The 25,918-nt window shown below is 34.9% G+C and carries 18 protein-coding genes; 15 read left to right on the top strand and 3 right to left on the bottom strand.

Translation table 11 applies throughout. The features are described 5' to 3' along the window. The first annotated feature begins 107 nt into the window (after positions 1 to 107). From N782_RS05165 to N782_RS22075, 13 genes are all read left to right on the top strand, one after another. Positions 108 to 1,496: an ATP-binding protein gene (locus N782_RS05165; protein WP_272913640.1), complete on the top strand. Its 1,389-nt coding sequence runs from the start codon at positions 108 to 110 to the stop codon at positions 1,494 to 1,496. After that, the gene (locus tag N782_RS05170; RefSeq protein ID WP_036817072.1) at positions 1,474 to 4,182 is read left to right on the top strand and encodes a Z1 domain-containing protein; all 2,709 of its coding nucleotides are present in this window, start codon (positions 1,474 to 1,476) and stop codon (positions 4,180 to 4,182) included. Before N782_RS05165 ends, N782_RS05170 begins: the two co-directional genes overlap by 23 nt. Next, complete coding sequence (locus N782_RS05175; protein ID WP_237582569.1) at positions 4,175 to 5,092, top strand: PD-(D/E)XK motif protein; 918 nt, start codon at positions 4,175 to 4,177, stop codon at positions 5,090 to 5,092. The genes N782_RS05170 and N782_RS05175 overlap by 8 nt, the downstream gene beginning before the upstream one ends. Before the next feature lie 18 nt (positions 5,093 to 5,110). Continuing rightward, positions 5,111 to 7,147 carry an AIPR family protein gene (locus tag N782_RS05180; RefSeq protein ID WP_036817003.1) on the top strand — a complete coding sequence of 679 codons (2,037 nt, stop codon included), beginning with the start codon at positions 5,111 to 5,113 and terminating at the stop codon, positions 7,145 to 7,147. Positions 7,148 to 9,453: 2,306 nt separating this feature from the next. Further along, a complete protein-coding gene (locus N782_RS05190) occupies positions 9,454 to 9,936 on the top strand; it encodes a hypothetical protein (protein ID WP_036817005.1) in 483 nt (160 codons plus the stop codon). Next, positions 9,929 to 11,560, top strand: a complete 1,632-nt coding sequence (locus tag N782_RS05195) for an AlwI family type II restriction endonuclease (protein ID WP_036817008.1) — start codon at positions 9,929 to 9,931, stop codon at positions 11,558 to 11,560. The genes N782_RS05190 and N782_RS05195 overlap by 8 nt, the downstream gene beginning before the upstream one ends. Before the next feature lie 156 nt (positions 11,561 to 11,716). Next, a complete protein-coding gene (locus N782_RS05200; protein WP_036817011.1) occupies positions 11,717 to 12,871 on the top strand; it encodes a DNA cytosine methyltransferase in 1,155 nt (384 codons plus the stop codon). A 402-nt stretch (positions 12,872 to 13,273) separates the two neighbouring features. Then, entirely contained in the window at positions 13,274 to 14,434 is a 1,161-nt protein-coding gene (locus tag N782_RS20625; protein ID WP_052111187.1) for a restriction endonuclease, read from the top strand. A 5-nt stretch (positions 14,435 to 14,439) separates the two neighbouring features. After that, a complete protein-coding gene (locus N782_RS05210; RefSeq protein ID WP_036817014.1) occupies positions 14,440 to 15,099 on the top strand; it encodes a hypothetical protein in 660 nt (219 codons plus the stop codon). Between the two features lie 779 nt (positions 15,100 to 15,878). Next, complete coding sequence (locus tag N782_RS05215) at positions 15,879 to 17,366, top strand: hypothetical protein (RefSeq protein WP_036817015.1); 1,488 nt, start codon at positions 15,879 to 15,881, stop codon at positions 17,364 to 17,366. Positions 17,367 to 17,664: 298 nt separating this feature from the next. Next, the gene (locus N782_RS05220; RefSeq protein WP_420805577.1) at positions 17,665 to 18,306 is read left to right on the top strand and encodes a PadR family transcriptional regulator; all 642 of its coding nucleotides are present in this window, start codon (positions 17,665 to 17,667) and stop codon (positions 18,304 to 18,306) included. After that, the gene (locus tag N782_RS05225; protein WP_036817018.1) at positions 18,306 to 18,791 is read left to right on the top strand and encodes a DUF4188 domain-containing protein; all 486 of its coding nucleotides are present in this window, start codon (positions 18,306 to 18,308) and stop codon (positions 18,789 to 18,791) included. Before N782_RS05220 ends, N782_RS05225 begins: the two co-directional genes overlap by 1 nt. A gap of 288 nt (positions 18,792 to 19,079) precedes the next feature. Beyond that, complete coding sequence (locus tag N782_RS22075; protein ID WP_036817021.1) at positions 19,080 to 19,976, top strand: methyl-accepting chemotaxis protein; 897 nt, start codon at positions 19,080 to 19,082, stop codon at positions 19,974 to 19,976. 210 nt (positions 19,977 to 20,186) lie between these two features. Here the strand turns inward: N782_RS22075 and N782_RS05235 are convergent, their stop codons facing one another. After that, complete coding sequence (locus N782_RS05235) at positions 20,187 to 21,086, bottom strand: glycine betaine ABC transporter substrate-binding protein (protein WP_036817023.1); 900 nt, start codon at positions 21,084 to 21,086, stop codon at positions 20,187 to 20,189. Between the two features lie 168 nt (positions 21,087 to 21,254). Continuing rightward, a complete protein-coding gene (gene cudC / locus N782_RS05240) occupies positions 21,255 to 21,809 on the bottom strand; it encodes a choline uptake/conversion transcriptional regulator CudC (protein ID WP_036817025.1) in 555 nt (184 codons plus the stop codon). Between the two features lie 266 nt (positions 21,810 to 22,075). On the opposite strand from cudC, the gene betB reads away from it, so the two are divergent. Continuing rightward, positions 22,076 to 23,563 (top strand): betaine-aldehyde dehydrogenase, encoded by a 1,488-nt coding sequence (betB, locus tag N782_RS05245; protein WP_084102988.1) that lies wholly within the window; start codon positions 22,076 to 22,078, stop codon positions 23,561 to 23,563. A 172-nt stretch (positions 23,564 to 23,735) separates the two neighbouring features. Further along, positions 23,736 to 25,442 (top strand): choline dehydrogenase, encoded by a 1,707-nt coding sequence (gene betA / locus N782_RS05250; protein ID WP_036817030.1) that lies wholly within the window; start codon positions 23,736 to 23,738, stop codon positions 25,440 to 25,442. A 101-nt stretch (positions 25,443 to 25,543) separates the two neighbouring features. Here betA and N782_RS05255 read toward each other — a convergent pair whose 3' ends face one another. After that, positions 25,544 to 25,813: a transporter suffix domain-containing protein gene (locus tag N782_RS05255; RefSeq protein ID WP_036817032.1), complete on the bottom strand. Its 270-nt coding sequence runs from the start codon at positions 25,811 to 25,813 to the stop codon at positions 25,544 to 25,546. Positions 25,814 to 25,918: the final 105 nt, after the last annotated feature.

Here is a 25,918-nt window from a genome sequence, read left to right on the forward strand (position 1 = left end):
ATGTCAGGGGTTTTACGAATGATTCATAATAAAAAGCCTCTTTTAAAGTTGGTGAAAAATTGAAAACAGATGTCGTACAGCCAATAATATCAAATTTCATTAAATCTTTGAGGGATATTGGATATTCCTTCGAAGTAGCTGTGGCAGATGTACTTGATAATAGTATTACAGCACAAGCGCAAAATGTGAGAATTGCTTGTGTACCTAGACCGGATACAACATTTACTTTATTAGATGATGGTATAGGAATGTCCAATATAGAACTTATTAATGCTATGCGTTTAGCAACCAAGGATCCAGAAGATCCTAGAGAAAGTACTGACTTGGGTAAATTTGGATTAGGGTTAAAAACAGCTTCCTTTTCACAAGCTATGGATTTAACTGTAATTTCCAAAAAAGATGGAAGAATATCAATAAAACAATGGGATCTCCAGTTTATATCTAAGAAAAATGAATGGTTATTAATTACGCCTGAATTAGAAAGCTATCAAAACCTACCATTATATGATGAGTTTATTAAACAAGAGAGTGGTACGTTGGTAGTTTGGGGGAAAATAGATTCTTTCTCTGAAATGGATATACCCAATAAGCTTGAAAATTTAAGAGAACATCTTTCCCTAGTATTCCATTGTTTTTTAGAAGGTTCTGTTCCGGGGAGAAAGTCTTTTAATATATTTATAAATGGTCAGCAGCTTGAACCATTTAATCCATTCAATCCTAAACACCCTGCAACACAGGAATTAATGACAGAAAAAATTAAATACTTAGATTCTGAAATAAAAGTGCAACCATTTATTCTTCCTCATCATTCAAAGATGTCTCAACAAGAATATGAAAAGTACTCCACAAGAAATGGATATACCAAATCCCAAGGCTTTTATTTATATAGAGCTCATCGATTGTTGATTTATGGTACCTGGTGGGGAATGCATAGAATTAACGATGCTCATAAACTTGTAAGGGTTAAAATAGATATACCTAATAACCAAGACTCTGCTTGGGGAATAGATATTAAAAAATCGAAAGCTAGTCCAATAATGGAGATTAGGAATAATCTAAGACGCATTATTAGTCAGGTTACTGTAAAAGGATCTAGGCCATATACAGGTAGAGGAAAAAAAATTGAGGATAAAACTACCATTCGTTTCTGGGAATTAATTAGTGATAATAATAACATTAAATTCTCAATTAATAAAAATCACCCTATGGTTAAAGATCTAGAAAGTAAACTTAATGAGGAACAAAATAATTTATTACACGTAATATTGATGGGTATAGAAAGTTATCTACCTCTGGATGCAATTATTGCACAACTAAATTCAAACCCCCTAAAAGTAAATCAGGAGACATCAATTAATGAAGAAGATATAAAAATGCTTCTAGAACAATGGCGTTCAGCTGGTGTAAGCGAAGAGTTTATTAAAGATTTACTGAAAACAGAAGTGTACAAAAATAAGGAGGCTTTTTTTGATTATGCAGAGAACACAAGAGAGTAAAAGCGAAATGTATGATCTTGTTAGAGAGAAAATTGCTGTTAGCCTTGAAAAGGAAAATAACTTGGAAGAAGATACTATAAAAAAAACAGTAGATGATTGGAAAAGGATAATAAAGATTACACCTCCTGAATCATTAAAGGTCATTCTAGGATTGAATGATGTTAATGATATAAAACAGTTAAAAGAAGAAGATTGGAATTATTTGCAAAAAGACTTGGAACAGTCTTTTGTAGTCCGTATCACAACAGGAACACTTGTAACAGGGGAAGAACATCGAAAGAGGGATTTAACGTGGTGGACGAGTAAAAAACAACTTGAATCTGATAACTATTATCTAACTAACTATATGAGATATATGAAAAGTGAACTGCCTCCAGGTGTACTTGATACTATTAACGAGGATACTGATGTTATTATGAATAATTTAGCTAACCCTGATTTAAAAGCGTTTTCAAGATATGGAATGGTTGTAGGGCACGTACAATCAGGAAAAACTTCTAATTATGCCTCTTTAATATGCAAGGCTGCAGACGCGGGTTACCGCTTTATAGTAGTAATAGCAGGAGGACAAAATAATCTAAGAGATCAAACGCAGAAAAGATTAGATGAAGTATTTATTGGAGCTAATTATCAAGGAGTAGGTAAATTAGCAGGTTTTAAGAGAGAAAAAATGCCCGATAGCCTAACTAATGCCAACAATGATTTTAAAATTGAAACTGCTAAGGCTAGGGAAACAACCAACTTCGAAAATATGCAACTACCAATTTTGGTAGTTATAAAAAAACATACTAAGCCACTATCTAATCTATTAGAATGGTTAGACAAGCATTATAAAAATCAAGTTGACAAACCAATGTTAGTCATCGATGATGAATCTGATTATGCTTCCATTAACACTAAAGAAGAAGAGAACCCCACAGTTATTAATGAGAAGATTAGATTACTACTAAATAAATTTAAAAAGAAAGCATATGTTGCCTATACTGCAACACCTTTTGCAAATATTTTCATTGATCATGAGGCAAGTAATAGTAATGTGGGCAGAGACTTGTTTCCAAGTGATTTTATTTATGCTCTGGACGCTCCTTCTAACTATTTTGGTGCAGATAAAATCTTTAACCGTGATAACGAAAAGTACATAGTTGAAATTCCAAATGGAGAAGTGGTTTATGAGTTAGATGATGAAACTCATTCATCGGGAGGGTTGCCTTATCAAATTAAGCATAAAAAAGAATACGCCGATGAGTTAGAACAGTTGCCAGAAAGCTTATTTGAAGCAGTACGTTTGTTTGTTATTAACATAGCTATACGTAGTTTGCGTAATCAAAATAAACATAATAGTATGTTAATCCATATTTCTAGATTTACCGATGTTCATATTAAGGTAAGAAAAATTGTTGAGGAATATTTTGAGGAGCTCCAAAGAGAAATTAATGCTTATGGAAAATTAACTAATCCTGACCAATATTCTTATCACATGGAAGCTATGCATCATACATTTAATACAGTGCTCAATAACATAGAGTTTAGTTATGAGACTGTATTAAAAAAAATATGCTCCATTGTTGAAACTATACAAATAAGAGATGTACATCAAAAAGCAAAAATTAGTTTAGAGTATAGAGACGATATTCAAACTAATGCCATAGTTATAGGTGGTTTAAGTTTATCGCGTGGTTTTACATTAGAAGGTCTTAGCGTAAGTTATTTTCTAAGAACTACAGTGTATTATGATACATTAATGCAAATGGGGCGTTGGTTTGGGTATCGTATAGGATATGAAGATTTATGTAGAGTATATATGACTGATGATATGAACAGGAAATTCAGTTTTATAATAGACGCTACCAAAGATTTAATTAGTCGATTAAATGAAATGCGTGAAGAGAACTTGACCCCAGAGGATTTTGGTTTAGCTGTAAAGTTACATCCGGATAGTCTATTGCAAGTCACAGCACGCAATAAATCAAAGAACACGGAAGATATGTTTTTACAAATGAACTTAGATGGCCAATTTAAAGAAACTCGATGGATTAGTGATTTAATGGAAGATCAACATAAAAATGAAGGTCTTTTAAAAGAAATAATTAATGATCTCCAAATTGCAAACCATGAACATTCAGAAAAAAATAAAAGTCATGTATGGAGGAATGTAAATAAAGCAATCATTCAAAAATTTATTAATAATTTTAATTTATACAACAATGATCCATTAGGTATTAACTCCAGAATGCCTATAGTATTTATCAAAGAGTATATAAATAATAGTCTTTTAGATTGGGATGTAGTTTTGTTTAATGGTAAAGGTGAAGGTGAGTTTCAAAGTGATTCTATAAAGGTAACTCGCCAATTACGTTCTGTTAAACAAAAGCAAGGTTACTGGGAAGTTACAAATAGACAACTTTCTAGAGGTACACCAGAAAGAATTATAATGCCTGAAGAATTAAATAAACTTAACTCTCGTGAAATACGACAAAGAATGGATAAGCCACTATTAATGGTGCATGCTTTAGAACTTGAGGATGAAAACAAAAATAAATTTAATGCTGTGGGTTTTAGCGTCAGCTTTCCTCTTAAAGAAGGTTCAGAAACTAATACTGTGAAGGTCCGTATTAACAAAGTATATCGAAAACAACTTGAAGAAGCTCTTAGAGAAGTGGGTGATGATGATTACCACGATGAGTAACCCATGGTTAAATCTAGATAGGTTAAGCAGGATAAGAGTGAAGGGTACATTGAAGTACAATGTATTTTGGATTGTGGATGTATTAAACCAATATGGTTTAATGGTTCAATTCGATAAAAACTTCATACCTAAGCGTGAAATTAAACTTAATGGTATTCAGGTTCAACTTGATAATTCATCAACCCCTAATAAACTGATTCTAATATTGAAAGAAATGAAAGATTGGGAGATTTTCCTAATTCTTTGCAATGATTTAATTGATGTAATGAAGGAGCACGAGGATGATATTGTTTCCAGTGTAATGAAACGGTTGGAAAGATGGCAAAAGCTTCTTCAAAAAACAACAAATAGATCTATGTCAAAAGAAGAGCAGATGGGGTTGTTTAGCGAATTAAAAGTACTTCAAAACTACATCATTCCTAATTATGGTTATGCAAATGGTGTTTTCAGCTGGGTCGGTGGATTAGGAGATAAACAAGACTTCCTCTTGGAAAACTTAGCCATTGAAGTAAAATCTCATAGGGTTACCTCAGGTAATACAGTTTGGATCTCTTCTAAAGAACAACTGAATTCTGAAAAAAAGCCATTATATTTACTCGCCTGTGCTTTGAGTGAAATAAGCACAGGTGAAACTGTTGATACTCTGGTTAAATCTATTGCTAGTAAAGTTGACACAGAATCTATTCGTGATGAGTTTTTAGAAAAAGTGGAGCAATATGGTTACATTGCAGAAATTCATAATGACTCTTTGACTAGGTTTAATGTGGAGCAAGTAAATAGCTATGAAGTAAATGATAAATTCCCTAAGATATCATTAAGTCATGTATCACCTGTTATCAATAACTTAAAGTACAGTTTAGATTTATCAGGGTGTTCAAATTTTAAAATGGAAACGAACGATATCTTTTAATATATGGAGTTGTACTAAATGATAACTTTAGAAGAATTTCATGAAGATTTCCTACAATCTATTCTTTCTGATTCGGAAAGTAGGGGTTTAATAAAAGCTCAATCATTTTTTGAATTGGTATGTGAAGACCTCATGAATGTGGGGGACCTCACAAACAATTATACAATGGCTGAATATATAAAAACTGGCTGTGAAGTTTATGGCTATGACTATGATGATGAGCGAAAAATCTTCACCTTAATTAATTTTCAATTTTTCCAGGATGAAACAATTGAAACATTAACAAAGCAACAAGTAAATACAAAGTTCAAACGCTTAAAAAAGTTCGCAGAATTAAGTATCGCTGGTTTATATAATGATTTAGAAGAGACATCTGACGCTTTTTCACTCGCATATAACATATACCGTTATGTAAATAATAGATCAATAGACAAATTCCGCTTATTTATATTAACTGATGGTAAAGTGACGAGAAATATTATAGATATCCCTAATGATAAAATTTCAGGGATCAACATTGAACACCAGATTATAGATATAGAGTATATATATACTATTTTCTTGTCTTATAATGGGTCAGGTTCATACGATATTGAATTAAATATTCCATATTTAGAAGCTGGAAGCAATTCAAATGAATATCAATCCTACCTAGGGATTATTGATGGTAATCAATTATATAAGATATATGAGGAATACGGACAAAAACTCCTAGAACAAAATGTTCGCACTTTTCTACAATTTAGAGGTGCAGTTAATAAGGGGATAAAAAACACAATCCAATACAAACCTGATATGTTTTTTGCTTACAATAATGGTATTACTGCAACTGCGACGCAGGTAGAAACAAAAAATGGATATATTACCAAAGTGAAAGATTTCCAAATAGTGAATGGTGGTCAAACGACTTCTGCAATTTATGCTGCTAAGAAAAATAATAAGCTTGATATTTCAAATATAGCTGTACAAATGAAATTATCAGTTGTTAAAAATCTTGATAAGAAAGGGGAATTTGTATCAAGCGTATCACAGTATGCTAATACCCAAAATAAAGTAAATAAATCTGACTTCTTTTCGAATAGCCCATTTCATAAGGAAATGAAAGATTATTCTAAACGTATTTGGGTGTCTAGTCGAGGAGGTTCTCAAAGCCGAACACATTGGTTCTATGAAAGGGTAAGAGGAGAGTACTTAAATGAACAGGCTTATCTTACACCAGCTAAGAAAAAGCAGTTCCAGATTGAAAACCCTAAGAATCAGTTGATTGAAAAGACTTTCTTAGCAAAATGTGAAAATTCATGGGACAGAAAACCTCATATTGTCTCTAAAGGGGCACAGTATAGTTTTCAAGAATTTGCAAACACAATATCAGAAACTTTAGAAAAAAATAAGTTGGCCGTTACTGAAAGTTATTTCAGGAATGCTGTTTCACGAGTTATTTTATTTCGTAAAACTGAAAAAATAGTATCTAATGCCTCATGGTATGAGAATGCTTACAGAGCACAAATTGTCACTTATTCAATAGCCTTACTATCACATGCTATACACGAAAAAAATGTCTTTTTAGATTTTAACAGTATTTGGGGAGAGCAAGAATTGCCAATGGATTTAGTTAACTTATTGGAGGTTATTACAAAGAAGGTTCATGATAAGATAACAAATCCACCAGCAGGTGTTGCAAATATAGGCCAATGGTGTAAAAAAGAAGAGTGTTGGCAAAAAGTTCGTAAAGTAGATATAGATATAAGACCAATTAAAAGTTTTTTAAAAAATAAAGAAGAAGTGAAATATGAAAGAAAAGAAGAAAAGCAACAAAAAGAATTAGATAATGGGATAGAAATACAGGCTTTTGTAGTCCAAACTAATATTGAGCATTGGATTCAGTTACATGATTACTATATGAGTAAAAGTAACATTAAATCTCTATCTATGACACAAAGAGATATCCTAAGAAAATATTCGGAAGGTGTACTTTCTATTCCAACTGAAAAACAATCAAAAGTACTTTATTATTTATATCAGAAGGCTGTTAAAGAAGGCTGGGATATTGTCTGAAATTACGTGCTCTTTGTCTAATAATAGCTTTTTATAATGCCCATCAATTTACCGCTAGTACTCTAACTTATATACCTAATGCCTGTTTAAACTCCTCAATTAAATTATAATTATTGGGGAGTTGCGTTATATATTTAAAAAATGATTTATTCCAATCAATTTTTAAGACCGTGGGTAAAAAAGCACAAAAGTTACTAAACCAAGCACATAACCCATTACCTTTAATCTATATCTATAGGCTTACTCTCCAACCATCCCATCACGTCGTTGTTGATATGGATCGTATTGGGCATTTACTAATGAACACGGGCAAGTAGTACGTGCTTCAGGACCAAATTGTTCCTTTTAACAATAGACAAAGACGATGTCAAAAGTTCATGCGACCTTACAATAGCAATAACCCTAATATTAATACCAATATAGCTAACAAGAAAAATATTAATTAAAACATATTCAAAAACATCAACAAATATATCGACAGTACCATAATGAAAATAACAACAATAGCATAAACAAGCACATCAACATAAACATCAGTGTTAAAATTAAAATTAACATTAATATTAATGTTAACCAAGTAATGCCAAGTCTTTAAATAAATACTTTAAAAATCTTCAAGAGGACAAAGCCGTTCCTTAATCGGGACGCTTTTTTTGTTCCTTATAATGTTCCTATTGGTGGTCAAAGTGTTGCTTTTTCTTCTTAAGAATACATTTATCACAGAAAAGGAACACCAAAACCCTTTCACAGATAGGATCACAGAGTACATGTTTCTTTGTTCCTTCTTTACATAATGAATAATTATATATAAACACCTATACACATTACGCTTTACGAATATAAAGGTTCTTCGAAAAAAGGAGGAACCGAGGTACATATCTCAATTTCAAGATGTTTTGCGTACGTAAAAGTGTCTCCTCACATCCCCACACCTCTTATCTTGTGACTTGATCTCCCACTTTCTTATTTCAGCAAGAATAGTTGAAACCATAGTCGTAACTCTTATAATATATAGAAAAGAGGTGCCCGTGCGCTAACACGATCACCTTATTGATCCAACCACAGAATGTAGTGGCTCGGTTAAGACGAGTAACCCACCCTACGATTCCGCTAAGAATATATGCAGGGTGGGTTATTTTTTGTTTGGACCATCCACTTCACCAATTAGTCTGTAAACGAAGGTATCAGACTTCCACCAGGTATCCTTGGTCTTTATTACATGAATGAAAAAAACGCTAAAAAACCTTACTCTTCTCGCGTCTTTTTATCATTGGTAATTAGAATTAGCTTTCTACCAAAATCATATTTACATTCAATACATTTTTAACATCGCACAATCAATTTGGGTGTTCCCCATGTATTTTTTCTACTAGAAAAACCCCACCACATTTTCATATCATTGGATAAACCTCTTCCCTATCGGAATTCACTCACTACATTTGCATTTCTGTAAGTCACGAAATTAAATCATCACCTCACAACAAAAAAAACCTCAAAACTTGCCTGAAGTTCATTGTCTTGGATACCAATGTACCGTTTTGTTTCCTTTGGCTTGGAATGAGTACCGATGTTATACCTCTCCAGAAAATCCGTAGCCTTTTGTAGAATTCGGTATGCTTTGACGACAGTCATGTAACTATCGCCTTTATGACTTGGAAATAGCCATTCTTCACCCAGCTTTCCTTCACAATAGCTAATGGTTTCGCCCTGCAATTGTGTAATGTAAAGTGTTCGTCTTTTTTGGCGTTTTTTCTCCCTCAGGGACACCATCGTCTTCCCCGAATATCGCCGACCTTCAGTTCGATCATATTACTCACACGCAATCCAGTGTTGATACCGAAGACGAATAAGAAGTAGTCGCGTTCCCTATCAACATACCGTAAAGCTTTCTTAAATTCATGAATCTCCTCCAACCGTTTCAATGGTTGTACGTTGTATGTTGATTGTCTTCACAATCGCCCCTCCCAATGTATGAAAACCCCACTTTTAGATGTGTAATTATACATTTATTGTATCGATATTCGATAAGCCTTGCAATGACGGCGAATTAAATGTATAAAAACATCTATTTTTATACATTGTTAAGTGCTCAACTTTTATAACATAGTACAAGACTCTTAATATCATTGAGCACACTTTGAATTCGTCATTTGTAAAGGTTTTTTTGCAGACTAATTTTAATTAAATGAAAAATTTAAAACCGCAGTAAGTTTACACCTAATTAGAGACTATCCACTGCATTTCATTGATTTATGATTTATATATGAAATATTGCATAGAAAAATTAGGAGCATTGGAGTGGTTATATGGAACACATCACCTTAAAGAAGCTGGTCAAAAAAGATTTGTTACAACAGATATGGTTGAACACTGATGGACTAGTCTCTGACTTGGATATCAATAAAAAATCTTTTGGAGAAATTCTCACCGGAAATCATAGTTGGTATTCAGATGCTACCAACAATATGGAGGATGTGAGGATATCTTCATTCGCCAAGGTTTTAGGACATCTTCATAAGATGTCTGATCTAAACCCCGATAAATTGGCTTCTATTTTTTCAGAAGGTGTATTGGATAGAGCTGACTTGCTAACGTATTTGTCCTCTATAAAAGAAAAGGATGAATACTTGAAAGAAATCATTAAAGAACACAAAATTCGTTTTTCAAAAATTAGGAGTTCTTTAGACAAATTATATCATCAAGGGAAGCTGGAAGAAGATGACTTAAATCGAGGGTATAACGAGCTTGCAAATATTCTAGATGAATTGGAGCGTGAAAGTAATGGCTAACAAACAACGTAAGGTATGGTTTATTACCCGTCCGGAAAGAGACCCAAAATTTCATTTGGATGCTTTGGAAGCTTTAAAAGAAGCAACAAATGAATTTAAAGAAAAATGGCAGGGAAATCGAGAGATGCATCTAAAATATGAGAAAGCCTTGAACCGTATTGGGTTGAAAAGAGCCAATGTTAGCCGAGATGGATCAGGGGGTAGAACCTGGGTAGCCATGTTAAAAACCTTCTCTTATGTCTACACGGACGAAGAGGGGTATTTAAAACTTACTAGAGTTGGTGAATCACTACTTACAGGCGACAAAACCAAAAACAGGGAAAACATCTCGAAACAGATACTGACATTGCAAATCCCAAATGCCTACTTCCTCAGTAGTGGTTTCAGTCCTAAGTTTGAGGACGGTTTTGAGATTCACCCTGCAAGGTTTTTAGTTCAATTGGCTAATCAGAGTCAACTAGATTACTATGTTACGAAGGAAGAAATAACTTTCTTCGCTCTTAAAGCTAAAAAGAATTCTGATTTACATGATGTTGTAGAGCAAATAAGAAAATTTCGTGGTTCATCCGAGAAACAGCAACAAGACATGAAGAAAGAGATCGCAACGGAGTATGATCATCGTGAACGTTCGGACAAAGGAGCTCGAGATTTTGAGGAAGCTCACAATGATGTAGCACACACATTTATGCTTTTATGTGACTACACAGAACTTGTTGAATACGTTCGTGGGAAGTTCATCCATGTCCCTGATGATAAGAGAGAAAACACTTCGACAAAAATTAATGAATATGAAAAACGATATCCTTTTAGTAAGCGATATATGATATCGTTAGAGCGTTTTTCAGAACATGCTGGTTTGGACGTGGATCGCTACAAATCTAATCCATTTGGCAATGTATCACCTGCTACTAATAGTTCGAAAAGCCAAAGAAGGGTCCGCATGTTACTTACTGAGTACCCCAATATAGGTGAGATGTCTAAAGATAAGATTGTTCGTATCCTGAATGAATATTTCTCTAAGAAAGAGAGCGAAAAATACGCTGAATTACTGACTAAAGAAGATTATTCTTCTTTAAATGAGGATTTTGTTGAAGGTTATCTTAATGAAAAAAATGACCTCACATTTGAAGATAAGACAGCAGCAGTCCTAGAAGCCATTGGGTTTAAGGTGGATTTACGTCCTCGTCCAACAGTTAAAGGAGAAAAAACGATAATTGAAATTTTAATCCACCTTGATGAAGAAAATATTTGTATTCTAGATGCTAAGAATCATGGAACAAAGTTTCCTTTGGCGGCAAACCTTGCATCACACATGGCGTCTGAATATATCCCCATTTATCATGGCTATCAGGGTAAGAAAGTTCATTCGTTTGGATATATCACCTCAGCAAATAAGTGGAGTGGCGAAAGTAATTTAAGTAAAATCACAAAAAAAGTAAGGGGACAAACTACCTTTGAAGATACAGATATCAAGGGGGCTATTATTTCGGCTAATGCTCTTCTAGGATTCTTAGATTACTGTTTAGAAAATAATGTTCCCATTGAGGAAAGAAAGAGATGGTTTACCTCTTTATTTATAAACAGAGGCTATTCGAGTTTTTCACAAATGGAAAAATTTAAATAATCGTAAAAAAGAGCCTTTAAAAGGCTCTTTTTTATATTAAGGGAATATTTTCACATCATGCATATGGGCTGCATTTTTTTTTAGAGTCATGTAGAATAAAGATTGAACCAGGTATGCAAGAACATACTTTCGTATTCATGGAGAGGAAGAAGTACAATGCCAGTTTTTTATAAAGGTGAATTATTTAGTGGTCCTGGTGGCATGAGTAAGGGAGCCCAGGAAGCTAAAGTCACAGATCCACAAACAGGAGATATCTATAAGATTGAACATCTGTGGGCAAATGATTTTGATGCAGATACATGTAAGACATTTGGTAAAAATATTTGTGGGAACGAAGAGGATCCCTCTGTACATTTGGGACCAGTTGAAAAATTACCTATTGGAAACCAAAATATCCTCCCGGATATTGATTGTTTAGCTTTTGGTTTTCCTTGTAATGATTATAGCCAAGTTGGTAAAAAACACGGACTTGAAGGAGAATACGGCCCTCTATATTCCTATGGTGTAAAAGCTATTCGTGAGTACCAGCCTCAGTTTTTTGTTGCCGAGAACGTAGGTGGCCTACAGAGTGCAAATGAAGGAAAAGCCTTTATTCAAATTCTGATGGAATTAGAAGAATGCGGATATCATTTAACTCCGCATTTATATAAGTTTGAAGAATACGGTATACCACAAGCAAGACACAGAATCCTTATTGTGGGCATACGTAACGATTTATATGAGAAAGGGATTGAATTTAAAGTTCCTGCACCAACAACGCCAACTCCAGATAAATATGTGACATCTAAACAGGCTATTACTGACCCGCCAATTTTAGATTTTTCTTTAAATCATGATTTTCCAAGGCATTCAGAAAAAGTTAAAACTATGCTTTCTCACATTCCAGAAGGTGGAAATGCATGGCATCCTAATATCCCGGAAGAGTTACGATTAAAAGTAAAAGGCGCAAGGTTGAGCTCAATCTATAAGAGATTAGATTCAAAGAGACCAGCTTATACAGTCACTGGTAGTGGCGGGGGTGGTACACATATGTACCATTGGAAAGAAAATAGAGCCCTTACTAACAGGGAACGCGCTCGCCTACAAACTTTTGAGGACGATTTTGAATTCATCGGAAGTCGTGAGTCTATTAGAAAACAAATTGGTATGGCCGTTCCTGTAAAAGGAGCCAAACTAATTTTTGAGGCTATTCTTAAAACCTTTGCAGGGATTGAATATGACTATGTAGATCCCGAGCCAAAAGTTCAGCTAGAAAACTTACGCGCGAAGCAAGATAAAAGAGCAGCAAAAGAGTTAGCTAATTTAGTATAATCCAACATTTAACCCCTCTACATTATGTAGGGGGTTAGTTTTTACATAAATTTAAAACTCAAGAACGATTTCCAGTATGTTCAATCCCCTATTCACACTGGGTGGGGGTAGGGTGATAACCCCCACTATCAGACTAGTTGTTATAATTACTGTATTAAGTAGAGCGGTTTTATTACAAAATCTTTGATGTTAGTAGACTTGCCATTGTATAAAATTTTAATGAGATTATTCAAGTGTTAATGGATTAATATGGTAATATGTATATTGTGAAAACTCTTATGCTAAACAGGTTTTATTAAATGAAAAGACTTTGCTATTAATCTTTTCACAGTAAAAAGTTTTATTAGCACTATTAGTTAAAAATCATTGTGTTATATATAAATAAGTTAGGATGTGATTAAAATGACGCGTAATTACCGACTTGGTATAGAATATGTAGATAAAGGTTCAACCAATAATATTTCAGACCAATTTTTACGATGGATAAATATAAATGGAAGTGGAATGAGAAATACCCCAGGTATAAGACCTTTGAAGTATGTAAATAAACTCCTTGATGATGTACCTGCTTATATTATTTTAGTTACAAATGATAAAAGTTCGGGGGAAAAAAATCCTTGGGATGATATAGTCGATTTTTCTTCTGGAGAAATTCTTTATTGGGGTGACGCGAAATGCCATATCGAAAAAAGGTACAACGAATTTGAAGGTAATAAAAAACTTGAAATTATTTATGACAAAATACTTGAAAATAAATCAGAACATGTCCCCCCTATATTACACTTTTCAAAACCAAGAAAAGGTATAGTAAGGTTTAATGGTCTCTGTATATTAGATAAACTAGAGTTAACATGGTATATAGATGGCACAACCTCATTACCAATTAAGAATTATAGATGTCACCTTAAAATACTTGATGTTGAAGAAGTTGACATTAACTGGCTTCACGATAGAGCTAAAGGTCATGATATTTCACAAATAGATAATAATGCTCCAAAAGTATGGAAAGATTACAAACGGGGAAGAATTAAAAGTTTGCAAGTATGGAAGAATAAGATTAGGAAGATGGAAGAACAACTTCCTAAGTTAGATAGTTTAGAAGATAAGGTATTAAATCAATTAGTTTCCTTGTCACCAAATGAATTTGAAACAGTAATAGTGTCTTTATTCAAGCAATTAAAAGAAGTTACTCATTCTATAACGAAAACTAGACCAAGTCGCGACGGTGGATTTGACTTTTATGGGCATTTTACCTTGCCATATCCTCTATCTTATGAGATAAGTTTTCTTGGAGAAGTCAAGAGGTTTGGTAGAAATACAGCAGTCCAACCAAAACATGTATCTAGACTTGTTGCAAGACTCTCTAGAGGGCAATATGGAATTTTTGTAACAACATCTTTTTACACAAAACAAGCACAACAAGAAGTTTTAGAAGATGGCTATCCTGTTAAGTTAATATCTGGAGTCGATTTAATATATTTATTGAGAGAGTTAAGGTTGGTGCAAAATGATAAATTAAGTGAAGCTTGGTTAAATTCTGTTATTGAAGATGTAAAGGAGTAATTAAAGTGAATAGGAATAATGTCATTTTAATTATTTTAATTGTAACTGCAATTTTAATTTCTTCTATATTATTTTTGCTAAACCACCCAATGTTCATAGCGCCTATATTATTATTGACACTTAGTATAAAATCTTTCGGAAAACCAACTGAGATAAAAATTCTCTCAACATTTACTTTTTTCTTGTATCCAGGAATAATATCTTCTTTTCTCCATGTGAGTTTGATTATGCTTTTTCCTTCAATAAATGAGTACCTTTCTTTAGGGATAGGCGGTTTCATTAATTTAATAATTATTTTTATAATGTATTTTTACTTAGAAAGTGATTATAGAAGGGCATATATAAATAGTCAGTCAAAATTAGAAGGTTACTCTAATTTTCTAGAACGGATAAGGATTTCGGTAGACATTGTTAGATATTGTACAGGTGCTATATTAACTCTATTAGTTTTAGTATCTACATTAATTACAGAGGATAATGTAGTAGTAGCTTTAGAATTAATAAAGTTAACACCATCGCAATTAGGGGTGACTCCTTTAGAGGTCATCAATTATCTGGATTTTTTAATCTATTCTATATTTTTACCTTTTGTTTTAGGAAACTTTGGTGTAAAGATAATTGCAGACTATGCAAAGTTTAAGAAGAGACCATATTTTATTGATTGAATACAGAATTTTTTTGGCGTTCACCCTTAAGTAAAACAGTAAACTTAGAACTTGAACAAACTGTAGAAGATCTTATTTTGCATATTAAACCTTTTGAAGAATACTTAGATGATTATATAAAAAGACTTTCGAATAAGTGAACAATATTTTATAACAATTATTTATTGGGGTATTATTCCAGTCCTTTTAAATGAGTTGCACTTTTAAATTAATTAAATTCTCAAATAAAGTAGCGCTAGCTATTTTGAATTATACTTTTTTGCCTCTTAAATAACTACAGTGTACCGCATTATCATTAGTGATTAATCCATGTGGAATTGGTAAGCAACGGTAATAGACATTGTGCTTTAAATTGCTAACATTTTGCTAACGCAATCTAGTGAAAATGATAAATCCCCGTCTATGGATTGAATGGAAATTAGATGTTTTGTGAGATTTTTTTCTTACAATGGTATAGTTATTTCATTTTAGAAGTAAGTAAGGTTTAAATAATATGTTTTATGATAATTACTATCTTGATTAAGACATATTTTTTCTTTTTTTATAATGAAACTCATTCTTATATGATTAAGTGAATAGTAGAAAAAAAGTCAGCTAATAATGCTGGCTTTTTATTTTGGGGGACCAAATGTAACTGTTACCCAGAACACCATTATATCGACATATATTTTTCCATAATTTATTCTTAATTTGTTATAATATGTTAAAATGCTAGGTTTTTAGAACGGAATTAATGCTTTGGAATTCTATTCATATTTGTTGAAGGTGCGGTGAACAAAATGGTTAATGAGGTTTATAGCTCCATTAAAGAAACGTACAATCTTCCTATCTCTCCAATAGAAAATGAAAATGAATTTATGTTAGAACTAGTGGTGTTAAGTAATATTGGTTTAAAGGGAGGCGATAAAACTTCTGCATTTCACGACAAAACTACGAGATTGTTGGAATTTGTTTTAAGAAAAGAAGATGAACAATTAGCTTTATTAATTACTGTTACGTTAATAAATATTAGAGGCTGCTGTGGATTCTATGTAACCGATAATGCTACCAATGTGAGGTTACTCTGTGATTTGGTTTTTATACAGTTTTCTAATTTTAAAAACAAAATATATTGGAATGTTATGAATCTGATTAACAATTGCGAAGGTAACTTAGGTCAAGTTAACTTAGAATCAGTTCTTAAATCTAAAATTAATAGAATGGATGGAAACTTATATGAGTGTTTTCATTTCCCCGTCCTCTTAGAGCTTTTTCATACATATCTTATTTTGAATCAGAAAAATTTAACAGTATTATATACTGATATGTCTGTTGATTGGGGAAATTATGAAGAACGTTTAAGCGAAGTAGAATTTGAAAAACTACTTTGGTATAGCTTCTTATTAGATGAAGAAGCAACTATAAAAGAACTGGTTCTGGAATACAATACGTTAATAAAAAGTGATAGATGGGGAATTAAATTCTATCGTTATATTGAAAGAAGTATAGAAAGAAACCAAATAGATGCAGATAAAATAAATAGAGGGATTAAAAAATTTGAAAGCTTGGGTTTCTTTTCTAAAAGAGAATATACCGCTATAGGTAAGAAAATAAGAAAAAAAACGAAAACAAAAAAGTCAGCAAAAAATAAATATGATATAAAAGTAGCGGAGCAAATTACTCGTTTATCCCCATATAATCTCCCCGTCGGGGTTCAAATGCCTGATATAAACGAGGAAATATCTATACGTTTGGTAGTTTTTAAAGACCGAGGTTTAACAGAGAAGTTAAAAACAATTGTGGTGAATGATGCATTAACAGATTCTAAGAGGAAAGTAATTTATGTGAATAAACCAACTTTACGCGGTATTAAAGAAAGAGCCAAACCTGGTTTTATTCATCTCATTGATAAAAGTAAAAACGCAAAAAAAGAAAAGCAGGGATCTATCCAAGATGAAAGGTTCCAATGGCCATCTACAGACATTTCTGATAATGAATATGAAAATGAAAACCTATTCAATAATTTTAATACTAAAAGTAATTTGAGAAAATTAGGTTATCAAATTACAAACACTACAAAAGATGAAAGATGGTATATACTTCAAAAAGCTGTACCAAAAATGGGGTTGAAAGATGTAGCATATACTATAGCAAGAAATGTTAAGCTGCGAAAAGGACAAAAGGGAGGACATCAGAAATTCAGCTATGCCATTTCACAATGGGAATATGATCTAAAAAGGCTAAAAGATAAGTATTATAGAAAAGATTTTAAATGGCCAAATACTTAAAAATATCATGTGCTTATTTAGGTTTTTTATCCTAATTTATGTTTTAACCACATGCTCTGATTTGTTCACGAATGTTCACGAACTACATAGAAGCATTTAATTACATGATACATAATTAACGGTACATCAACGTTTTAATACGTATTTTACTAAATGATTAAAGCTGGCAGCGATGAGGTCATCGGTTCGAGCCCGATATGCTCCATTCGTTGGAAATCCCCCATTGCTATTATTATGTAGCAATGGGGGATTTTTCGTTTTTGGGAGAGGAGAAATATTTTCTCTCTTTTTTTTGTACGTGAAAATAAGTACACTTCCGAGGAATAGTATGCTACATTTATATCAAGATGATATATATCAAATTGATGTAGGTGAGAATATGGTGAAAGAAAATCACACGAAATATGCGATTTTAGGACTACTAACGACGGAGTGCCGAACGGGTTATCAGATTAAGCAAATGATTGATGGAAGTTTGAATCACTTCTGGAAAATTAGTTATGGGCAGGTTTATCCTATCTTAAAGACTCTAGTAGAAGATGGAGATGCCACTGTTCATGAAACAGAACAGGAGGGGAAGCCAAACAAAAAGGAATATCATATCACACAACAAGGCCAGAACGCTCTTCAGGTATGGATAGAAAAACCTGTCCTAGAGCTTCCCACTGAGAAGAATGAATTGTTGTTGAAATTATTTTTTGGACGTCACCAGGATGCCAACACCAATCTACACCTCCTTGAAACATATCTGACTAAACTGACAGAACGTTATAGGACGTATGAAGGTATCAAAACGATGATTCAACAGAATTACGGACAGGAAGAGGACGCGGTGTTTTGGATTATTACACTAGACTACGGTTTAATGACGACAAAAGCTGCGATGGACTGGTGCAAACAGACAATGGATCTTATCACCAATCAAAGGGAGGATTCTTGATGGGGAAGGTATTTTCAGGGCGGCACACGGTAGATGGGGAGCAGCATTTCACGGTGTTTCTTATAGGAATGCGCGTGAATAAATGGTGGAAAATTCATAAATGGTTACCTGTATTCTTGGCAATGCCACCTATGATCAAAGAGCTTATGGTAAACAAGGATCTAGGCTGCCTATCGTTAGAGAATTTCTTTGGTCTTCGAACTACGTTAATGGTTCAATATTGGCGTTCTGAGGAAGAACTCCTTGCCTATGCAAAAGGGGAAAAGCACCTCCAAGCATGGAAAAACTTCAACAAAAAAGTAGGAAACAATGATTCAGTAGGAATTTTTCATGAAACTTATAATATTCGCGAACATGAATATGAAACGATCTATGGCAACATGCCTGTCATGGGGTTAGCTAAGGCAATTGGCTCTTCTCCTGTTACTTCATCGAATAATTCAGCCAGGAAACGGTTGGGGCAGAAGATTAAAGGTCAGCGCTAGTATAAATGCTTTTAAGGAAACGTCCTTTTTCGTCGTCAATCCTACTCCCCATTTACCAACATCGACAAAATAGCTATGTCTTGTAATTCTTAGCATAAACGTTGCTATTATTTACTTTATGCACTTCTTTCTGTGTGCAATGGTGGTTATAATAAGTGGGTTTCTGCTCATCAAAAATCCAACATAGTCATATCTGATGACATACAACACAGCGCATTCATATTTTTAAATAACTTACTTCATTGTTATACTTTTAATTCGAGATATTGTAGGTATAGGGGGAGTAGTATGCAAAAAGAGGCTTTAGTCGAGGACTTATTTGGAGCGATGGAGCAAAATCTAGCAATCATTTATTTTGAAAGTGATCGAACTGTTTCTTATGCGAATAACATTTTCGCTCGTACGATGGGATATAATAATGAGCAATCTATGTTGGGTCTTCATCACAGCAAGTTCTGTTTTAAGGAATTTGCGCAAAGTTCGAAGTACGATGAGTTTTGGAACAGCCTTTTAAGTGGAAAGAGCTTTCAGGATAAAATAATAAGAAAAGACGCACATAGTAATGAAGTATGGCTGGAAGCTACATATATGCCAGTATATGAAGGAAGTTCTGTAAAAGGTATTTTGAAGGTAGCTACGGATATTACTAAGCGGCAAAATGATATTAAAAGTGTAGTTAGTAGTTTGCGTCAGATGTCATCTGAGTTAAACACACGAGCAGAAGAAGGGCTTCAGAACCAAAATAAATTAAATGAAAAAATTGAGAAGATTACCAATGTGTCTAAAGAGAATACAGAAAACTTAACCGGATTACGGGAACAGGCTGAACAAATTCAAGGCGTTGTTAAAACGATTAAAGATATCGCCTCTCAAACAAACCTCCTTTCATTAAATGCCGCTATAGAAGCTGCTAGAGCTGGTGAACATGGTAGAGGATTCGATGTAGTAGCTCAAGAAGTAAGGAAGTTATCCAAACAAGTAGAGCAATCTATTGGCGAGGTAAGGGAGAACGTTGAGAACATAACAACAGAGATTAAGAATATAACGAATGGTACATTGGAGATCCAAGAAGATGTAGCTATTGCAGTTGAAGAAATACAGTTGGCTAGTGATGGATATGAAAAGGTAGTAAATGCTGGAGAAAAGTTGAAAAATGAAGCAGATAACCTAAATACTATTATCTAAGTTATACAACGTCATCGCAAAGATAGCTGTTATATAGATTAATAACGCCCAAAATAAGAAAATATCGCATTTCTTCAATAATAATAATTTAATAAGTAATAAAAAGATGATCCCTGTACAATACAGAGATCATCTTCTTACGTTAGTCTAGTCTTTTCTGAAAAGTCTACCTACTATCGGTAGATTGTGATAATAAGAGAATAGCTTTTGTTATTTTACCCATTCATCAATCAAATCCTGATTCTCTTCAACCCATTTCTTCGCTCCCTCAATAGGCTCTTCGGCACCTTGTACAGATTGAATAAGCTGACCGATTTCTTGATCATTCATCTTCCAATTTTTAAACCATTCGCTCACTTTTGGAAATTCTTCAGTAAATCCTTGTTTTGTCGCGTGGTGAATTTTCTCTACGCCACCATATGTGTTTTGAGGATCCTCGAGAAATTTCAAATCATATTTGGAGAATACCCAGTGTGGACTCCAAAGTGGTGCTACGATTGCTTTTTCATCTTCTATAGCGTTTCCGATTTCAGCGATCATTGCAGATTCAGAGCTTGATAATAGTTCAAAATCAAGATTATAATCCTTAATTAATTGTTGTGTCACTTCCATCGTACCTGCACCAGGTTCAAACCCAACTATTTCGCTATCGAACTTTTCTTTATGTTCATTTAAGTCTTTTATGCTATTTATCTCTTCTAAATAGGTTGGCACAACAAGTCCTACTTTTGCATTGTCATACCATGTAGCATCAGAAAAATTGACCGAATCCTTATATTTCTTCAAATAATTTGCGTCTTGGACTGGTAGCCATATTTCTAAACTAGCATCTAAATCGCCTGTTTCTAATGCTCTCATCGTAGAACCCATGTTTAAATTGTTTAGTTCCACGTTATACCCTTTATCTTCTAAAATTACTTTCCACATATTTGTTACGGCAATGTTTTCTGCCCAGCTAATTTGACCAATTTTTAACTCTTTATTACTTTCTTCGGATTTTGCATCAGCTTCTTCACTGTTTGCCTGCTCACCAGTGTTTCCACATGCAGCAAGTACTGCAACCATTAAAAAAGCTAGCATAAAAGTAAATCCATTTTTCCACTTGTCCATGTTAAAAACTCTCCTTTTATATGTTGTATATATTTCAATGCATTTTAAATATTAAATATGTTAAGAAAATATTTAATAAAAAATGCAAAAAAAACACGCTCATTTTTATGAGTGAATCTTTTGTATTACTAGGTAGTCTATAACTGTTTCCTATAGACTACCTGGCAACTATTTGTTTGCTTCATCTTTCGGTAGAAATTCAAATATTTTGCCACTTCTTATACTTTCAACTAAGTCATTCAACCAGTAATAGTAGGTTTTAGATTCTTGTAATTGATCATAGTATTTCTTTGCTTCTGCGACGATATCTTGAGTACTGTTTGGATCCTTTATTACATTTATAAAATCTTCTTGAGCTTCCTCAATAGCATCCAGATTCATTTTCACTTCACGTTCCCACATCTGACAATAAAACGCCATAAAGGAACGGAAGAAATCCTTCTCAGCTACATAAGTATGTTTCCTGGAACCGCGTGTAAAAGTTTTCTTCACCATAGCGATATCCTGTAGCTTGCGTACACTGGTACTCATACTTGGCTTACTCATATCCAGTTCCGTACGCATTTCATCAAGCGTCATCTGATCCTTAAAGTACATCGTCGCATATAAGTTTGCAGCAGCTGGTGTAACCCCATATAAATCCATTGTCTCTGCAATGGCGCCGATAACCTTATTTTGGGCTTCTTCTAATTTGCTTTTGGGGCTTTCAATCGATTCACTCATAAGGTCGCTCCTTCGACTTGCAATAAATTGTGTTAAGTATTTATCAAATCTTCTTCACGAATTTATGTTAACGCGTTCAGATAAAATGTCAAATGCAAATCGTAAAATTCGTGAACTGAAAATACTGACTTCCCCCTAATCATAACCATTCAAGTTATTTTTAAAACGTTCAATTTTTATTTTAGATCATTTTTTGACACCCTCAAAAGGACATGATATCGTTAAAAGTATTAAATAAATATTTAACAAACTTAACTCAATCGAAAATGGAGTTGATTACATTGGATCTTACATTAAAGCATTACATTAATGGTAAATGGGTGAGCACGGATTCGGATGATACACGACGTATCATTAACCCGTATAATCAGGAAGTTATCGCCGTTGTCCCGGAGGGCAATGAATCAGAGGCAAAAGAAGCAATTGCTGCAGCAAGAGAAGCCTTCGATAACGGAGAATGGGCTAATACCCCAGCAACGGAGCGAGGATCTATCGTTAAGAAAATTGCGGAATTGATTGAAAGAGACAAAGAAGAACTGGCTTATTTAGAATCATTGGATACTGGCAAGACAGTAGAGGAAAGCCGGGGAGACATGGAAGATATAGCTGGAGTGTTTCGTTATTATGGAGAACTTGCTGATAAAGATGGCGGGGAACTAATTGAATCCCCTGTGCCGAACTCTTCCAGTAAAGTGGTTCACGAACCAGTAGGTGTTTGTGGACAAATTACTCCATGGAATTATCCTCTACTTCAAGCATCTTGGAAACTTGCTCCCGCGCTTGCTACTGGAAATACGTTAATTATGAAGCCAAGCGAAATTACACCGCTAACTACTATTAAAGTGTTTGAACTAATGGAAGAGGCGGGAGTTCCTGCTGGAGTTGCGAACCTCGTTCTTGGTGCAGGTGATACAGTGGGCGCAGAATTGTCTAGTAACACGGATGTAGACCTTATTTCCTTCACAGGTGGCATAGAGACTGGCAAGAAAATCATGCAAGCCGCAAGCGTCAATGTAAAGAAGCTCGCACTGGAGCTTGGCGGGAAAAATCCAAACATCATTTTTGCTGATGCGGACTTTGACCTTGCCGTTGATCAAGCAATGAACGGAGTATTCTTTCACGCAGGGCAAATCTGTTCCGCTGGTACAAGATTGATTGTGGAAGAGACGATTCACGATGAATTCGTGAACGCGCTTGTAGAACGAGTCAAGAAATTCAAGCTGGGGAGTGGTTTTGAAGAAGGTACTCAAATGGGGCCACTTATATCAGCTGAACACCTTGCAAAAGTAGAAAAGTATGTAGAAACAGGAATAAATGAAGGGGCTACACTAGCACTTGGTGGAAGTCGCCCAGAAGATCCGAGATTACAACAAGGATTTTTCTTCTTACCTACTATTTTCACAGATTGCACAACAGACATGGACATCGTTCAAGAAGAAACGTTTGGCCCAATTATCACGGTAGAAACATTCCGTGCAGAAGAGGAAGCCGTAAAGCTTGCGAATGACTCCATCTATGGACTTGCTGGTGGTGTCTTTACAAACGACATTTCAAAAGCTGAACGCTGCGCAGCGAAAATGCGTATGGGAACGGTTTGGATCAATGAATTTAACCTTTATTTCCCACATGCCCCTTGGGGCGGTTTTAAGCAGTCTGGAATCGGACGCGAACTTGGAAAACTAGGTATTGAAGAATATACAGAATCAAAACATATATTCCAAAACCTTAAACCTGAGCCTCTTAACTGGTTCTAAGCTATCAAGCTATTATTCATTTCTATAGATTATGCTACCGACTTACATTCAATAGTTGGTATAGGAAGACATAAACAATGAACTAAATCGATGAAAAAAGGGGGGCTTTGGGCAGTTCTACTCTTATTGTTTAATCCCTTTTTTTAACCTACAACCTAAGGAGGAACAGAAGATGACTGAATCATATGATATTGTTATCGTTGGTGGCGGTAGTGCGGGTTCTGTACTCGGCAATCGTCTAAGTGAAGATGGGAAAAAGAGTGTTCTCATTTTAGAGGCTGGGCGCAGTGATTATTCATGGGATTTATTGATCCAAATGCCGGCAGCCTTGCCTTTTCCAGCAGGAAAAAGCCTTTATGATTGGAAGTACGAATCGGACCCTGAGCCATATATGAATGGGCGACGTATCAAACATGCCCGAGGAAAATTACTTGGAGGTTCCAGTTCCATCAATGGAATGATTTATCAACGCGGAAATCCAAAGGACTATGAACGCTGGGGAGCGGACGAAGGCATGGAAAATTGGGATTTTGCACACTGTCTTCCTTATTTTAAACGTTTAGAAAATGCTTTAGGATCGCCAAATGATGATCTTCGAGGCCACGACGGCCCTGTTAAATTGGAACGCGGTCCAGCTAAGAATCCTTTATTCCAAGCCTTCTTTGACTCAGCAGTAGAGGCAGGTTACTCCAGAACTCCTGATGTGAACGGTTTTCGCCAGGAAGGATTCGGTCCTTTTGATAAGCATGTGTACAAAGGCCGGCGCATGTCTGCTTCACGCGCGTATCTACATCCAGTAATGGACCGTGAGAATCTAACAGTGAGAACGCGGGCTTTTGTGAAGAGCATTGACTTCGATGGTACTCGCGCCAAAGGGTTGACTTACCAACGAAATGGACAGACCTATCAAGTTCAAGCAGGGGAAGTCGTCCTTGCAGGTGGTGCAATCAACACACCACAGATGCTTCAGTTATCAGGTATAGGAGACGCTGAACATCTTCGCTCCCTTGGAATTAAACCGGTCGTTAACCTTCCTGGTGTAGGAGAAAACCTCCAGGACCACCTAGAAGTGTATATCCAACACGCTTGTCCGGAGCCTGTTTCCGAACAGCCGAACTTAAGTAAAGCACGCATGCCTTGGATTGGTTTGCAGTGGATGCTCGGCCGAACAGGACCGGCAGCCACTAACCATTTTGAAGGAGGAGGTTTCGTCCGTTCCAATGAAGATGTTGACTACCCGAACTTGATGTTCCACTTCCTTCCCGTAGCGGTAAGGTATGATGGTGAAAAAGCGCAAACGAAACATGGATTCCAAGTACACATTGGTCCTATGTACTCTGATGCCCGCGGATCTTTAAAGATTCGTTCTAAAGATCCGAAAGAGCATCCAAGCATGGTTTATAACTACCTTTCTACGGAACAAGATCGACGCGAATGGGTAGAAGCGGTTAGAATTACTCGTGAAATTATGTCTCAACCAGCGATGAAAAAGTATAATGGCGGAGAAATCTCACCTGGACCTTCCGTTCAAACAGATGAGGAAATTTTGGAATGGGTAAAAGAAGATGCAGAGACAGCTCTTCACCCGTCTTGTACAGCTAAGATGGGACCAGCTTCAGATCCTATGGCTGTCGTAGACCCTGACACGATGAAAGTTCATGGACTCGACAATTTACGTGTGGTTGATGCCTCTGCCATGCCTTATGTTACGAATGGTAACATCCATGCACCTGTATTGATGTTGGCAGAAAAGGCTGCAGACCTAATTCTTGGTCGTAAACCGTTAGACCCAATTCATGCGGACTTCTATCGTCATGGAGTACATCCGTCCGATGCAGGCACCGTATCCAAATCCAATACAGAATCTAAAATAAAATAACGCTCTTAATAAGAAGGCCTCTTTCAAAATGTATATGCTCGTGAAGCAATACAAGCTTGATAGAGGGCCTTCTTTTTTGATGCTTATAGAAAATCTGTTGGCTATTCTCTGTCTTTTTTCTTATCATCAGATTTCTTTCTCCAATTTATAGGGTTGAATGATTTTCTGATTTTACTTGCTGCTTCTTTTCCCACCATCAAAGCACCTATCCAAAAAATCACCTCACCTATAATAAGGCTAACTGTTATGCTGATAGCCTTCACTCCACTAGTGAGCGGTAGAAAAGGAATTAATATAGGAGAAAGCACCCATATGGTAACAGAAGAAATAATGAGAAGGAGTCCTATTTTATAGATCAGTGGATTTTTCATATGTGTTTCCTCCAAAAAGTTTATCCGTAAGAATTAGAGTGATTCTCCTCTGATGAAATTTTATCATGTATAAAAGGAGTTTGCTTTGTTTGTGGACGACGACTA

Origin of the sequence: Pontibacillus yanchengensis Y32, assembly GCF_000770635.1 — a bacterium.
GTDB classification, from domain to species: Bacteria; Bacillota; Bacilli; order Bacillales; family BH030062; genus Pontibacillus; species Pontibacillus yanchengensis.

Excerpts from the sequence above, each read along its gene's own strand:
- N782_RS05170 (WP_036817072.1), top strand. The coding sequence starts at position 1,474 with ATGCAGAGAACACAAGAGAGTAAAAGCGAAATGTATGATCTTGTTAGA.
- N782_RS05175 (WP_237582569.1), top strand. The coding sequence starts at position 4,175 with ATGAGTAACCCATGGTTAAATCTAGATAGGTTAAGCAGGATAAGAGTG.
- N782_RS05180 (WP_036817003.1), top strand. The coding sequence starts at position 5,111 with ATGATAACTTTAGAAGAATTTCATGAAGATTTCCTACAATCTATTCTT.
- N782_RS05190 (WP_036817005.1), top strand. The coding sequence starts at position 9,454 with ATGGAACACATCACCTTAAAGAAGCTGGTCAAAAAAGATTTGTTACAA.
- N782_RS05195 (WP_036817008.1), top strand. The coding sequence starts at position 9,929 with ATGGCTAACAAACAACGTAAGGTATGGTTTATTACCCGTCCGGAAAGA.
- N782_RS05200 (WP_036817011.1), top strand. The coding sequence starts at position 11,717 with ATGCCAGTTTTTTATAAAGGTGAATTATTTAGTGGTCCTGGTGGCATG.
- N782_RS20625 (WP_052111187.1), top strand. The coding sequence starts at position 13,274 with ATGACGCGTAATTACCGACTTGGTATAGAATATGTAGATAAAGGTTCA.
- N782_RS05215 (WP_036817015.1), top strand. The coding sequence starts at position 15,879 with ATGGTTAATGAGGTTTATAGCTCCATTAAAGAAACGTACAATCTTCCT.
- N782_RS05225 (WP_036817018.1), top strand. The coding sequence starts at position 18,306 with ATGGGGAAGGTATTTTCAGGGCGGCACACGGTAGATGGGGAGCAGCAT.
- N782_RS22075 (WP_036817021.1), top strand. The coding sequence starts at position 19,080 with ATGCAAAAAGAGGCTTTAGTCGAGGACTTATTTGGAGCGATGGAGCAA.
- N782_RS05235 (WP_036817023.1), bottom strand. The coding sequence starts at position 21,086 with ATGGACAAGTGGAAAAATGGATTTACTTTTATGCTAGCTTTTTTAATG.
- cudC (WP_036817025.1), bottom strand. The coding sequence starts at position 21,809 with ATGAGTGAATCGATTGAAAGCCCCAAAAGCAAATTAGAAGAAGCCCAA.
- betB (WP_084102988.1), top strand. The coding sequence starts at position 22,076 with ATGGAGTTGATTACATTGGATCTTACATTAAAGCATTACATTAATGGT.
- betA (WP_036817030.1), top strand. The coding sequence starts at position 23,736 with ATGACTGAATCATATGATATTGTTATCGTTGGTGGCGGTAGTGCGGGT.
- N782_RS05255 (WP_036817032.1), bottom strand. The coding sequence starts at position 25,813 with ATGAAAAATCCACTGATCTATAAAATAGGACTCCTTCTCATTATTTCT.